This is a genomic window from Halobellus sp. Atlit-38R (assembly GCF_003665925.1).
GTDB lineage: Archaea > Halobacteriota > Halobacteria > Halobacteriales > Haloferacaceae > Haloquadratum > Haloquadratum inordinatus.
Map to the genome: position 1 here is coordinate 1 of NZ_QXIJ01000029.1, position 11,496 is coordinate 11,496.

Below are 11,496 nucleotides of genomic sequence, written 5' to 3' on the forward strand. Positions count from 1 at the left end.
TAACGAACCGGTCGGAGATCACTGCTGTCTGGTGATTCGATGGCCTACATTCGGGTGAGCTGAAGCTCACCCCAATAATTATCATCAATCACCTGCTATTTTTCGTTGCAGGATTTTCATAGGAGTTCTCATGGTTTGTTGAATCAACTCTAACAGATTGAAAGCGCCGTACACTTGGTGCACGCTGTTCTTAGCTTGTCGTAGCTATGGCGAAAGAGAAGTTCGGCGTCGCTGTTGACAAGAAAATCGTGCGAGAAGTGGATGAACTAGTCGCTGAGTGTGACGATCTCGGAGTCAGCCGCTCCGAGATCGTCGAAGCCAACCTCACAGCATTCCTTCAATCAGAGACGAACCACGTTGAACGGGTTCGAGCAATCATTATTCGGAAACGAAAGGGCACTCTCTAACTGTTTCTAAATACCGTACACTCAGTGTATGAACTTCTAAACGAGTTATCTGCTATAACAGTAATCAATCTAACTGTAGTGTGTGAAGAGTTCTATGACACGCTCACGCCTCACTCCAGACCGAAGCCTCAAGCTGGTAAACCACAGTCCCTCGGGGTTCGAATGGGGATACAGTGGGAGTGGGCCAGCGCAGCTCGCACTCGCGCTCCTGCTCGACTACACCGAGGACGAAGAATTTGCGCTAACGCATTACACCCAGTTCAAGAGCGAGGTTGTGAGTCAACTGGAGTGCGCCGGTCCCACAGAGCATTGGCGACTCACCAGTAGTGAGATTGAGTCCGCCCTTGGTGTGAACGCCCCAGAGGTTCTCGCAGCGTCTGCAGGACAGTGAGGTTGCCTGTTACAGGCTGCACGGATAACCCAAGGACGGCGTCTGATAGAATCGTGTTTTTTGCCCTCGGGAGGGGTGCGAGGACCCTCCAATAGTCCTCGTGAGAATAAAATGTCTGACTCGAAGCAACCAGCCACCGACTCGGCAGAATCGGCAATAAACGGAGATCAAACGGAGCAAACAGAGCGCGTCGAGCGCACTGATGTTGGTGTCTCGCTGACCGTGAAACTCAAACGCGGAACCGGGACGCGAGATGAAGACCAGATCAAAGCCAAGGTGAAGGCGAAAACGCTGGAAGAGGCCCGCAAGGATATGGAGACGCTTCGCGAGTACATCCACGACCTCGCCGAAGACGCTCGCCAAATCCAGCCAGTAGACCCACACGAAGAGTAATTCTTTTGTCTGTTGCACAGAATTGTGTAACCATAGGATGTACGAAGTGTGAGGTGAGAAGGAACTCAAGGTCATTCTCGCGCTTGACCCAGGGGATTCCATCTCCGGCGTCGCGCGGAAAATCGACGAGAACCGGGAGACGATTCGGCGCGTCGTGAATCGCCTCGAAGAGGCGGGATACGTCGTGTACGATGATGGCCTCCAGCTCGTCGACCAGACAATCCGAGACGCCGGTCTCGAGTTCCTGACGGCGGCAACAGACATCTCGCCGCTGTCGATCTCGGAGGCGTACGTCCTCCCGCAGTTCGCGGGTATGGAGTATGCATTCACTGCCATCGATGCGGTCTACGTCTGGACCCGCGGTGGCTACCAGGTCGCTCGCGACCCAGAGGACTATCCGCTGTTCATCGCCGTCCACGAATCCGAGCTCGACGCCTGGACGGAGTTCTTCGATCGATTCGGAATCCCGACTGCAGAAGAGCGCCAGCCCGCTGACGACCTCGATAGTTCGATACAGGTGGTCCTCGAGTCGGAGGCACAGATCAAGGCCGAGATGGTCGACGGACGGCCCGTTATCTCCCTCCAAGAAACCGTAGCGTTCGCAAACGAGCACTACGCGCACTTCCAGTCAGCACTCGACATGCTCGGCCGCATGTACGACGAGATCGACACTGACGCGAACTACCGCACAAACTAACTTGGGCTGCCAATAGCGTATCCACGGACGTTTAAGTCATCGCAGAGCAATTGTGGAGACATGGCCACGGATCTCACCGAACGGGTGCAAGAAATCGCGGAAGCGCGGGGCATCCCCGAGTCGGAGATCCTCGAACAGGCGTTGGAACGCGGTGTCGAAGACCTCTGGATAGACCTCGTCCTCTCGCGGTACGTGAACGACGAAATCGATCGAGAAGCAGCGATCGAACTCGTTGGGCGTGACCGCGTCAAGCGTGCAGAACGTGAACTGCAGGCAGTCGAAGACGATGTTCAGTGGGGCCTACGTGCGTGATCGTTGCGGTCGCTGATACAGGCCCACTAATTCATCTCGACGAAATTGACGCGCTTCAGTTGCTCTCGGCAGTCGATGGGTTACTCATTCCACAGACCGTATACGAAGAACTCGAGGCAGGCACGGTTCCGTCTGCGCTCGATCATCTCGAGTATGAACTTGTCGAGGCAGAGGAAACCGAACCCATCGTTGATTTAGACCCTGGAGAGACTGCCGCTCTTGCGGTCGCATCTGAGCGCTCAGCTGTCCTTTTAACTGACGACCTTGCAGCCCGTGACGCTGCTGAGGATGTCAATGTCGAGGTGCATGGCTCAATCGGTGTCATTGTTCTCGCATACACTCGTGGGGAACTCACCAAATCAAAAGCAGCCGAGCTGATGCGGGCACTCCAAACAGAAACGAGCCTGTTCATCACGGACGCGGTAGTTGAACGAGGAATCACACTGCTCAATGAATCAACCAGATAATTCTGATGCTACTCCCGCCTCTCGGTTGAAAATCCGCTACAAAGAGAAGCGGTACTAGCCGGTCACGGAAGCAGCTCCAAACTAGAGGTGTTTCTCCTCGCCTCAAGAGCGTGAGGCGAATACCAGTGAGTGAGTTATCAGACCAATCTGTAGAATCGGACAGTCTTACACCAAAACAACGTCTTGAGCCACCAAACTCTCGACTCATCAATGCAGGGATCGTGACGATTCACGATATGGAGACGCTGCGAGCGTGTGTCGCCTACGAGAACGCGAACCAAGGACGCATTCAGATCCTCCGGCGACTTGAACAGCAGGCCAGCGACATCCGCTCACAAGAAGACTGACACAACATTCGGAAGTGTCTATCGGAACCTTAGTCGGTGGTGGCTCGATAAATTGGCCCGCTGTAATAGGAATTGGAATGTTATAGTTCAGACTATTATAGTCTGATTCCTAACTCTGAGCGTGATAACCTCCGCCTCTCCGATCCATTCGATATCGTTGCCACTCTCGAGAGTGGAACCACCCATTAACGCCGGAGGAGAACAGCTGGGGATAGTTTTTCTCCCCCAAAGGGGTGCGGGGGAATCAAACGTACCCCCAGAGGTGAACCAGATGAAAGACTCCAACAAGACGTCAGCGTATCGAATAACGATCACTCTCGATAGCGCCGAGCTCCCCATCGACGAGCAAGCCCGCAACGCGCTTCTCACCGAGTTCCGTTCACGAGTCGGCCATCTCGTCGAAGGGCTTCGTGGCATCGACGCTGAGCAAGATGACATCGACATCAGTACGGGCTACCGATATGCGCAAGTTCCGGCGACGTGCCCACTCTGTAGCGAGCCACTCGATCTCCAAAGCATCCATCTCGATACAGAGAACGGAGCCCTGGCTAGTGCGATGTGTTCGAGCGAGGAGTGTGACTGGAGCGGTGATGCAGTCTATCGAATCATCGACCTCGAGGGCAGCGAAAGCAACGCCTTCGAGAGCAGTGTACTAACCGGGGATATCGCTCCGAGCTACCATCCGTACTGAACTGAGATCTGCGAGTTATCCCTGCTGAGCCGACAGCGTAGCAGCCCCCACAGGGAACCAGCCCAATTAACCAACATTACTCATCCAGTAGCAACCGATGTTGGTTAACGGCTAGCGCTCTTATGTAGAATTGCGGAAAGACCCAATAACGAGGCAGTCAATAGTTGTCTCGACAGATTCACCAGATAGGTTGAGTGACCGAATGATGCCGAAGGTGTGCGCGGCCTGTTCCAAGCCCTGCTTGGACAGGCCGCGGAACTTCCGCAGCCACGGCTGAACGAGCGAGAACAGGCACTCAGCTTGGTTAATGTGGACGCCGTCAGGCGATACGTATCTCTCCTTGTGGACAACCGTTCGGTGGTCACGCTCCATCTCTCGGTAGGCTTGGAGGCCGTCGGTCCAGACTTCTCCCAACCGCTGGGAGAGGTCTTCAGCCTCTTGAATCACTGGCTCAAGATCACCGCTGAAGTCGATGCCAGGTTGACCACGGATCACGCGAAGCGAGTCGCGGCACGCCGCGACGAGCGTCAGCTGATCACCGTGGCGTCCCCGCCAGCGTGATCGGCCTGTCTGGGACGAGCCGCCGCGCGAACGGCTGTTCCGCGGCGGCTCTTGTCCTTTGTAGCCCGAACAGACCGTCCCAGATTCGTCGACTTGCGTCGGTCCATCGATGGTCTGATCGAGAAGTTCCCAGACGACGGGGAAGCCGCGCTGAACCGCGGCTTCCACCTCCCGAATCGCCGTGTGAACGGTTTTGTAGGCCCGACCGAGCAACGGTGCGATCTGGTTGATACTGAGCAACGTGTCGGCGTAGAGCGTGAACGCGAGAAGCACCTCTCCTGCGGTGAGGTGCTTCTCGTGAAACGGAGTTCCGTAGGTGTAGACCGGCTTGAAGTTGCAGTCACGGCACCACACACGGTCGAGATGCGGCCACGTTTGAACAGCGTTGTGACCGCACCGTGGACAGGATATATTCTCCCAGAATTCCTTGAGTCGCCGCTCGATGCCCGCATCGAGCGGCTCCGTGTCGATCTCAACGACGCCCAGCTCAATCAGCTCCCGAAACATCGCTCCGAACGCCGGCTGAGCAGAAGACATATTCCTAGATTATGGCTGGTTCAGTGTAACTACAGGGTCTTTCCGCAGCTCTACACAAGAGCGAGTTTTGAGCGCCCGCCGAGGGGCGGAGGCGCATTCCAGCCTCACCGAATCATGACAGAACGACATCTCAGAGCCGTTCTGGCAGAAGCGGAGCGAGTCGCAGAGCAGTACGACCAGATCGCCCAAACCACGAACTCCCCTACACACGAGTATCTCCGGTACGCTGTACTCCGACTCCTCGAAGGCGATGCTAACGCGATCCCCGAGGAGGTCCCGCAGGTCGATTCAGACTGCTGAAGCTGATGAACTGGACGAAAGCGATGAGCGTGCAGTACTCCAGTTCGGGACTTATGACGCTCTCGTCGACAGTCTCACTCCACTGCGCCTCGATCTCATACAGGCCATCGCCAAAGAGCGCCCATCAAGTATGCGGGAGGCTGCACGACTCGTCGACCGCGACGTCTCCGATGTTCATGCAGATCTGAAACAGCTGGAGGTATTGGGTATCCTCGAACTCAAGGAAGGTGGCCCTGGGGGGGCGATCCGGCCAGTTGTCCCCTTCGATAAAATCGAGATGCACATCGACTACCCGCTTCTCGACGACGTCGACGTAGACAGCACCCCAGCTAGCGCAGACTAGCCACGTGTTTTTCACCCTCTGAGACCGGCGTAGGCCATTCCTGTCTCACGGGCGTTTATATGCAAGCTCTATGCATACGCCGAAACCGTTATGGGCCTATGTGCAGAACTTGCACATAGAATGAGCGCAAGCGACGACCCGCGACGGGTCCATTTCCAGTCGCCGGAGTATCTCGTCGACCGGCTGGATGCGATCGCCGACCTCTTCGATAAGGATCGTACGGATCTGCTTGTTGAGGCAATTCGCGAGTACATCGAAGACACGGCCGACAGCAAGACGTTTCAGGAATTGGTCGCGACGAAGTACTACGACGACCAACTCGAATTCGAGACGGTCAAGCAGTTGGTCGGTGCCGAGACCGCACAGCGACTCCACCTCCTCAAAGCGGACCTTGAGGACGTGCCACTTGATCTCGCTGCCCCGGAGGACGTCGACATTTACGAAGGCGATGTGACGACGGTCGACACCGAGACCGACGACGATCGATGAGCGGCCCACGATTGCGAACAGTTGTCGTCGACACGAGCGCCCTCGTCAGTCTCGCTGTGCCTCGTGCGGACGCGGCCGTCGACACCGACGTTCCGGACCCGTTCCAGTACCTGCTCACCTCGTGTGAAGTGGTCGTGCCAACGGAGGTAGTCGCAGAGCTCCGCGACATCACGCAGTATCAGGATATTCACGCTGCGGCTGCGAGTAACGTCCTCGCGGCCCGAAACCACTTCACGATCGAGGGTCCCTACGAACGTAAGGGTACGCCGGACTCCCGGCCGACGTTCGGCCTCGACGACGGCGAAACCGATGGCATCGTCCTCGCAAACGCGCTTGATGTCGATGGGTTTCTCACAGACGAGTTCGGCGGAACTAACTTCCCACTGATCCACGCCGTGCTGCAAGGGCCACGGATCATCCCGACACCGCGGCTCATCATCGACTACGCCCGGAACGGACATCTGAGCCCCGAAGAGGCTCGAACGCTGCTCACAACGATCAGCCCGCATCGGAGCTGGGAGAATAGTCCCTACGTCACCCAATTGCTCCAGCGCCTCGAAAAGTAGCTATCTGGTGGGACCACCACACCTTCCGCGTGGAACCCATCCGCGAGCCGCTATGCGGAACACACTGCCCCGGCGACAACTCTTGAGAGCCCTCGACCGGTCGATACCCTGTGGCTCGGGAGATGTTGTCCTACTTGTCTTCGTTTGCTTTGGTCACTCTGTGGATTGGCCGAGGGTCGATGAGACGTTTATTATCCGTCTTTGGGGAGGATAGTTCGACCACGAACGTATGGCTCTCAGCGGTTGAGCCAGTACTGCCAGTCTGCGATCGCCTGTTCCGTGAAATTGCCCTGATGTTCGCCATCATCAACATAGGATCACTGTGTGAGTCCCTGTAACCGTGGCTCAGCATCTATTCAACAGAGCAGCATATTCGAGTGAGCTACCGTCCACTACTGTGTTCGTCGCCCTCGAGCGCGTCCCGAAGCCCGTCCGGAAGTAAGGAAAACGGCTTTTCCGCGTGAAAGGCGACGTTCTCGTAGGCCTGCTCGACGTGTTTTCGCTTCGCGTCCGCACTCTCCTCGGCGAGCGCTTCCAGTTCGTCCATCATCGATCGGAGTTCGTCCTCGGCTTCGAGCATCTCGGCGGTCAGCGCTAGTTCCTTGATCGCCTTGGCAGCTGCGCGTCGCACACGGCCGTCGCCGTCGCGGAGTGCGTCCACGTAGAGGTCCCGCAGACGTTCGCGGTGGGTCGCGATCTCGTCGAGCGTCCACTCGCCCGGTAACGTCCCGTCGGTGAGGTCCGAACCAACTGTTCGATAGGCCAGGCGCGGATACAGACCGGCTGCAAAGCGGATCACGGACTGTCGCTGGTATCCATCGTCGGCCTCGTAAAGGTCGAGACACATCTCGAAACACTCGTCGAACAGGGCGGCTCGTTCCTCGAGCTCGGTATTCTCGATTTCGTCGATTGCCCGATTCACGCGCTCGGTGTCGCCAGAGGAGAGTGCGTCGGCGAACGCATCGGGAGTGTGGTCCATACGCGTTCTTGGTCGGATGGCGGCGTAATTCCTCGGATTGGGCTTCGAGAGAATATCCGTTCCTCACGATCAGAAGTACAAGTTGAGACCGATGCTGGAAGGTCTGTTGGAGGAGTCCCCGTGCTGATCCGAAACAGGTGAAGCGTGGACAGAGATACCAGAGACTGCTCTCACCGCGCGGGACGGAACTGACGTCAGTCTGTGCTGAAAGAGCGGATAGAGAGCGTCGGGGTAGTCTCTTTTTGGCTCTCGGCTGGCACCTCGTGCGATAGGCTTCTATGTCTTCGTGGATACACTTCAACCGATGCAAACCGAGACGTGGATCGAGCGAACGATCATCGATCAACTCACCACCCACGACAGACGCTACAAACACGACTACGGTGGCGTCGAAAAAACGACCGACGACTTCGTCTCAGCCTGTGTAAAACTCGATCTCATCACGTCAAGGGACGAGCCCGGACTTCCATCGATCGAGCAGTTTTTCCCAGCGGACGCGGATCTCGAACCGGAGGTCGAGACGGCACTCGAATCACTCGAAGAACGGGGGCTGATCGAGCGTGTCGGGGAGCGCGAGCGGCTTGGCCCACCACTCGAACCGGGTGACTACGGGACGACCGTTCTCTGGGGGCCGACAGTCGATGGACGGGCCGAAGCGAACGCAATTCGCGAGGCATACTCTTCCGAGGTCGAAGCACTCGCGGAATCGCACAGCACAGAGTCGGACGAGTTCAAGAAACAAATCGTGACGCTCGCCAGAACGTATGGCATCCTCCCGAACTACTTCGGATGAGATCGGGGTTGAGGCTCAGCCCTCGATTTGCTGGTTTTCTTCGATTGTACGTGTTTACCCCGAAGACGCAACAGCGGGTACAGCCTGAGCTCGTGAGATCATCTCGTTGTTTCGAGCGATTCGCTTGAACTCTTCGTAGGGATTGCGTCCCTGCTGGCGGCAGGTCGCCAGCAGGGACAGCAGCGTCTCATGCACGAACATACCGCGGTCATTCCGGAGCGTTCCAATGAGCTTCCGGAGAACCACCGGCTCACGAAGCGCATTTTCAGCGGCGTTGTTCGTCGGGGAGACCGCTGGCTCACCGACGAAGGTGAGCCAGTGGTCAAGGCCTCCTTCGATCTTTCCGAGGAGTGTTGCCACTGGTCCGTCGGGAACAGACTGCTCTATCAGCGATTCAAGCTCTCTCCGCGCCACACGCTGGAGTTCTGCTCGCTCACGAACTGTCAAGTCGCTCTCCAGCCGGAGTGATCAGCAGAACTGTTGAACCCATTGATGGACGCTGGCCACGGCACGGAGATGCTGGGAGACTACGGTGAGATGTCGTGGTTCTCGTCGTTTGTCCCGGCTAGTTCAGAACTTATGCAGACCACTCCGTCTGGAGAGCGACGTATAGCTGTTTGAGGGCACGGTGGATCGGTTCGCCTTCTGCCTGCTTCTCGGCGGCGTCTTCAGCCTCCCGGAGAATGTGCGCCCAACATCGCTGGAGGTTGCTGCTGAAGGCCGGATACGCCGTCCACCCGTCACAGACGACCGTTCCCGCGAAGTCCTCGCCGAGGACTTCTGCGGGAACATCACTCCCTCTACTCTCCCTGACCGCGTACAGCGTATGGTTCTCGGTGGTGAACGTCCAGATCCACGCTTGTTCGCCGTCGCGTTTGATTCCAGTCTCGTCAACGTGGACAACGTCGGTTTGCTGGATCTGGCGGCGAATTTGCTCGTACTCACAGCGACCGGCGCGCGCAGCGCGCTCGGTCGCATACCACGCCGCCGCACCCGACAGTTTCAGTCCGTGGAGTTGCTCAAAGCGGTCGCCGATCTTCCGGTAGGGAAGGCGGTGATCGTACCGGGAGAGTGCTGCCTGTGCGATGACGTTCACCCCGAACTGCCCCTCATCGGGGCAGTCGGGGTGTGAGGCGACAGTCTCTGTCCCACAGGAGTGGCACTCGTAGTGGTGTCGATTGTACTGTGTGACCTCCGGTGGCTGTGGGTCCGGGAGTTCCTCGACGAGTCGGGGGCTGACGCCCGCCGACTCGTCGAACGTTTCGCCACACTCGGGACAGCAGTCACAGGTGACCTCGATTTTCTGATCTGGATCAGGTGCAACCCGCCACTCAGGGTCGTGTCCGGGCTTTCGACCAGGCGTGCCGCCGTCAGTACGTGGGTGTCCGTCGTCCTCGTCCCCACCGGACGAGGACGACTCTCCTTGGTCTGATTGGTCCTTGCTCGGTGGTGTATGCGGTCCCTCGTACCACCGGATTTTAGCTCTGAGCCGTTTGTTTTCCTGTCGCAATTGTTCGTTCTCTTCTCGAAGCTCTTGGTTTTCCTCGCGGAGTTGTTCGACCTCTTCCTCAAGCGAAGCAAGGCGTGCTAGGATTTCCTCTTTGGTTGGGCCGGAAGAAGTCATGAGCAGGCAAGACGGGATGGTCTCCAGTCCGGAGACCATCCCTTAGGAATGCACTCTGTTGCCTGCTGCATCGATCTACGAGACCGGTTGAGTGGCACCTACGAGAGTATACCGAAATCAGTTCGGGGCTAAACACGTACCTTCGATTTTAATTTCGACTGGGTAGAGCCGAAGTAGCTTGAGTCGTGTGTCATCGGTGGTGAACTGCCAGTCGATGAGTCGGTCAGCCGCATCCCGGTGATCTTGCCACGCAGCGACTCTCCGATTGCGCTATGGCAATTCGTAGCCACAGTTCGGACAGAAGTTTTCGCTGCCATCCAGCAGAGAGAGGCACTCGACGCAGATGCGGTTGCTCGGAGCGGTGGCGATATCCTCCAGAAAGTCCATCGCAGTCTGTGACGCAGCACCCGGGCGATAGCCGTCAGCGTAGCCCGGCAGTGTTGAGGCCCACTGGACGGTCCCCTCCTCATCGACGACCGCGACGTTCCCAGCGATGTCGAGCTTCCCGTAGCGTTTGAACGCCTCTGACGGTGTCTGATCGATGGTATGGTTCAACGCACGATTGCGTTTGAGGTCGCGCTCGTAGACCTCTTCGGGCGTCGGATATCGTACGTCGCCTGGGAAGTCCGTGATCGGCTCGTGCTGCTCGTCGATCCGGTCGATCTCGACAGTGATGCCGTGCTCGTCGTGTAGCGTTCGCAAGAGCCGGAGCGTGTGGTCGTGCCACTCACGGACGTCCGCATCGGCGTAGTAGCGGAGGATCATATGTCCTGCTCCGCCTCTTCTGCGGCCGCGATGCGATCTGAGAGGCTTTGGGCGAGCCACTCGTTGGCGAGGTCGCTTGCATAATCGACCGTCTCTTGATGGCTCATCCCCTCGGTTTCGAAGGATTTGTAGACGTACCACCGCTCCGCGGTTGGATCAAAGACGATCACATACGTCTTCGCTTCCATATCCAGCAGGAACGCTTCGATCGTGCCGGGGGATGATCCCGGAAACCCCATCGCTCCGTGAATTTTCGAGTTATTGCTCTCGCCAATCTGCTTCACGATGTCGTCGGTAATGGGGCGGCTCGGAAGCGACGAGAGAAACGACGGTGATGTTTCTGAACTATCGGTCATATGCGACGGTTCGTGGAGAAACATCTTGAATCCGTGGACTCAATCGTACATTCCTGCTGTGTCTCACCTCCTTCGCTGTAATCAAAAATCCCCATCACCCTTCGATGACGAATCGGTCTGTACTCTCTGTCAGTTATGGTCTTCGTTGTGCTATCGATCTTCAAACTCCTCGAGTAATTCCTCCAGCATCGGCCGGAGCTTGTACTTTTGATAGTGATCATCCCGGAGATCCTGTACGTAGTCCCGCCAGTCGTCGAGTTCGTCCACAGCGTCGGCCGCGTTTCCGGCTGTCTCTAGCCAGTCCACAGCGTGTCGATATCGCTGTGATTTCCCTTCCTTGATGATTGGTTCGGCCTGTGCCTTGCAGGCGTCGATTGTCCACTGCGGGCGCTCCTCGAAGACGGCGTCGGCGACCGGCTTGACCACCTTGTAATCCGAAAACCGGTCCGCGATGGCGATCGCCTCGTCGTACCGCTCT

Annotated in this window: 16 protein-coding genes and 4 pseudogenes; 13 read left to right on the forward strand and 7 right to left on the reverse strand. The window is 57.3% G+C overall.

Annotation, left to right across the window (positions count from 1 at the left end; all coding sequences use genetic code 11):
• The first annotated feature begins 206 nt into the window (after positions 1-206).
• The 8 genes and pseudogenes from D3D02_RS21285 (at position 207) to D3D02_RS17620 (ending at position 3,705) form a co-directional block, all read left to right on the forward strand.
• On the forward strand, positions 207-407 hold the full coding sequence (locus tag D3D02_RS21285) for a ribbon-helix-helix protein, CopG family (RefSeq protein ID WP_121571254.1): 201 nt from the start codon (positions 207-209) through the stop codon (positions 405-407).
• A gap of 82 nt (positions 408-489) precedes the next feature.
• Positions 490-798: pseudogene (locus D3D02_RS17590) on the forward strand (DUF6166 domain-containing protein); the annotation flags it as partial.
• 111 nt (positions 799-909) lie between these two features.
• Entirely contained in the window at positions 910-1,191 is a 282-nt protein-coding gene (locus tag D3D02_RS17595) for a hypothetical protein (RefSeq protein WP_121571255.1), read from the forward strand.
• A gap of 73 nt (positions 1,192-1,264) precedes the next feature.
• Positions 1,265-1,888: an RNA polymerase subunit sigma-70 gene (locus D3D02_RS17600; RefSeq protein ID WP_342764630.1), complete on the forward strand. Its 624-nt coding sequence runs from the start codon at positions 1,265-1,267 to the stop codon at positions 1,886-1,888.
• Between the two features lie 60 nt (positions 1,889-1,948).
• A complete protein-coding gene (locus D3D02_RS17605; protein WP_121571256.1) occupies positions 1,949-2,200 on the forward strand; it encodes a ribbon-helix-helix protein, CopG family in 252 nt (83 codons plus the stop codon).
• Positions 2,197-2,667 carry a nucleic acid-binding protein gene (locus D3D02_RS17610; RefSeq protein WP_121571257.1) on the forward strand — a complete coding sequence of 157 codons (471 nt, stop codon included), beginning with the start codon at positions 2,197-2,199 and terminating at the stop codon, positions 2,665-2,667. Before D3D02_RS17605 ends, D3D02_RS17610 begins: the two co-directional genes overlap by 4 nt.
• Positions 2,668-2,792: 125 nt before the next feature.
• Positions 2,793-3,014: a hypothetical protein gene (locus tag D3D02_RS17615; protein ID WP_121571258.1), complete on the forward strand. Its 222-nt coding sequence runs from the start codon at positions 2,793-2,795 to the stop codon at positions 3,012-3,014.
• Between the two features lie 271 nt (positions 3,015-3,285).
• Positions 3,286-3,705, forward strand: coding sequence for a hypothetical protein (locus tag D3D02_RS17620; RefSeq protein ID WP_121571267.1), 420 nt, complete (start codon positions 3,286-3,288; stop codon positions 3,703-3,705).
• 120 nt (positions 3,706-3,825) lie between these two features.
• Here the strand turns inward: D3D02_RS17620 and D3D02_RS17625 are convergent, their stop codons facing one another.
• Positions 3,826-4,803, reverse strand: coding sequence for an IS1595 family transposase (locus D3D02_RS17625; protein ID WP_121571259.1), 978 nt, complete (start codon positions 4,801-4,803; stop codon positions 3,826-3,828).
• A 114-nt stretch (positions 4,804-4,917) separates the two neighbouring features.
• On the opposite strand from D3D02_RS17625, the gene D3D02_RS17630 reads away from it, so the two are divergent.
• The 4 genes from D3D02_RS17630 (at position 4,918) to D3D02_RS17645 (ending at position 6,501) form a co-directional block, all read left to right on the forward strand.
• On the forward strand, positions 4,918-5,103 hold the full coding sequence (locus D3D02_RS17630; protein WP_115821790.1) for a hypothetical protein: 186 nt from the start codon (positions 4,918-4,920) through the stop codon (positions 5,101-5,103).
• A complete protein-coding gene (locus tag D3D02_RS21560; RefSeq protein WP_121571260.1) occupies positions 5,054-5,446 on the forward strand; it encodes a transcriptional regulator in 393 nt (130 codons plus the stop codon). Before D3D02_RS17630 ends, D3D02_RS21560 begins: the two co-directional genes overlap by 50 nt.
• 120 nt (positions 5,447-5,566) lie before the next feature.
• Positions 5,567-5,935: a hypothetical protein gene (locus tag D3D02_RS17640; protein WP_121571261.1), complete on the forward strand. Its 369-nt coding sequence runs from the start codon at positions 5,567-5,569 to the stop codon at positions 5,933-5,935.
• Entirely contained in the window at positions 5,932-6,501 is a 570-nt protein-coding gene (locus tag D3D02_RS17645; protein WP_121571262.1) for a hypothetical protein, read from the forward strand. Before D3D02_RS17640 ends, D3D02_RS17645 begins: the two co-directional genes overlap by 4 nt.
• A 382-nt stretch (positions 6,502-6,883) precedes the next feature.
• Here the strand turns inward: D3D02_RS17645 and D3D02_RS17650 are convergent, their stop codons facing one another.
• Positions 6,884-7,480, reverse strand: a complete 597-nt coding sequence (locus D3D02_RS17650) for a hypothetical protein (RefSeq protein WP_121571263.1) — start codon at positions 7,478-7,480, stop codon at positions 6,884-6,886.
• A gap of 304 nt (positions 7,481-7,784) precedes the next feature.
• Between D3D02_RS17650 and D3D02_RS17655 the strand changes: the two genes are divergently transcribed.
• Positions 7,785-8,273: a hypothetical protein gene (locus tag D3D02_RS17655; RefSeq protein ID WP_121571264.1), complete on the forward strand. Its 489-nt coding sequence runs from the start codon at positions 7,785-7,787 to the stop codon at positions 8,271-8,273.
• Positions 8,274-8,327: 54 nt separating this feature from the next.
• Here the strand turns inward: D3D02_RS17655 and D3D02_RS17660 are convergent.
• The 5 genes and pseudogenes from D3D02_RS17660 to D3D02_RS17680 form a co-directional block, all read right to left on the reverse strand.
• Positions 8,328-8,735 (reverse strand): annotated as a pseudogene (locus D3D02_RS17660) (transposase); the annotation flags it as partial.
• A gap of 130 nt (positions 8,736-8,865) precedes the next feature.
• Positions 8,866-9,936, reverse strand: a pseudogene (gene tnpC, locus D3D02_RS17665) (IS66 family transposase); the annotation flags it as partial.
• A gap of 231 nt (positions 9,937-10,167) precedes the next feature.
• Complete coding sequence (locus D3D02_RS17670; protein ID WP_121571265.1) at positions 10,168-10,662, reverse strand: zinc ribbon domain-containing protein; 495 nt, start codon at positions 10,660-10,662, stop codon at positions 10,168-10,170.
• Entirely contained in the window at positions 10,659-11,018 is a 360-nt protein-coding gene (locus D3D02_RS17675; RefSeq protein ID WP_121571266.1) for a hypothetical protein, read from the reverse strand. Before D3D02_RS17675 ends, D3D02_RS17670 begins: the two co-directional genes overlap by 4 nt.
• A 150-nt stretch (positions 11,019-11,168) precedes the next feature.
• Positions 11,169-11,496: pseudogene (locus D3D02_RS17680) on the reverse strand (SWIM zinc finger domain-containing protein); the annotation flags it as partial.

Coding starts and splice junctions, on each gene's coding strand:
- D3D02_RS17595 (WP_121571255.1), top strand. CDS start 910: ATGTCTGACTCGAAGCAACCAGCCACCGACTCGGCAGAATCGGCAATA.
- D3D02_RS17605 (WP_121571256.1), top strand. CDS start 1,949: ATGGCCACGGATCTCACCGAACGGGTGCAAGAAATCGCGGAAGCGCGG.
- D3D02_RS21285 (WP_121571254.1), top strand. CDS start 207: ATGGCGAAAGAGAAGTTCGGCGTCGCTGTTGACAAGAAAATCGTGCGA.
- D3D02_RS17655 (WP_121571264.1), top strand. CDS start 7,785: ATGCAAACCGAGACGTGGATCGAGCGAACGATCATCGATCAACTCACC.
- D3D02_RS17670 (WP_121571265.1), bottom strand. CDS start 10,662: ATGATCCTCCGCTACTACGCCGATGCGGACGTCCGTGAGTGGCACGAC.
- D3D02_RS17630 (WP_115821790.1), top strand. CDS start 4,918: ATGACAGAACGACATCTCAGAGCCGTTCTGGCAGAAGCGGAGCGAGTC.
- D3D02_RS17650 (WP_121571263.1), bottom strand. CDS start 7,480: ATGGACCACACTCCCGATGCGTTCGCCGACGCACTCTCCTCTGGCGAC.
- D3D02_RS17625 (WP_121571259.1), bottom strand. CDS start 4,803: ATGTCTTCTGCTCAGCCGGCGTTCGGAGCGATGTTTCGGGAGCTGATT.
- D3D02_RS17675 (WP_121571266.1), bottom strand. CDS start 11,018: ATGACCGATAGTTCAGAAACATCACCGTCGTTTCTCTCGTCGCTTCCG.
- D3D02_RS17645 (WP_121571262.1), top strand. CDS start 5,932: ATGAGCGGCCCACGATTGCGAACAGTTGTCGTCGACACGAGCGCCCTC.
- D3D02_RS17620 (WP_121571267.1), top strand. CDS start 3,286: ATGAAAGACTCCAACAAGACGTCAGCGTATCGAATAACGATCACTCTC.
- D3D02_RS17640 (WP_121571261.1), top strand. CDS start 5,567: ATGAGCGCAAGCGACGACCCGCGACGGGTCCATTTCCAGTCGCCGGAG.
- D3D02_RS21560 (WP_121571260.1), top strand. CDS start 5,054: ATGCTAACGCGATCCCCGAGGAGGTCCCGCAGGTCGATTCAGACTGCT.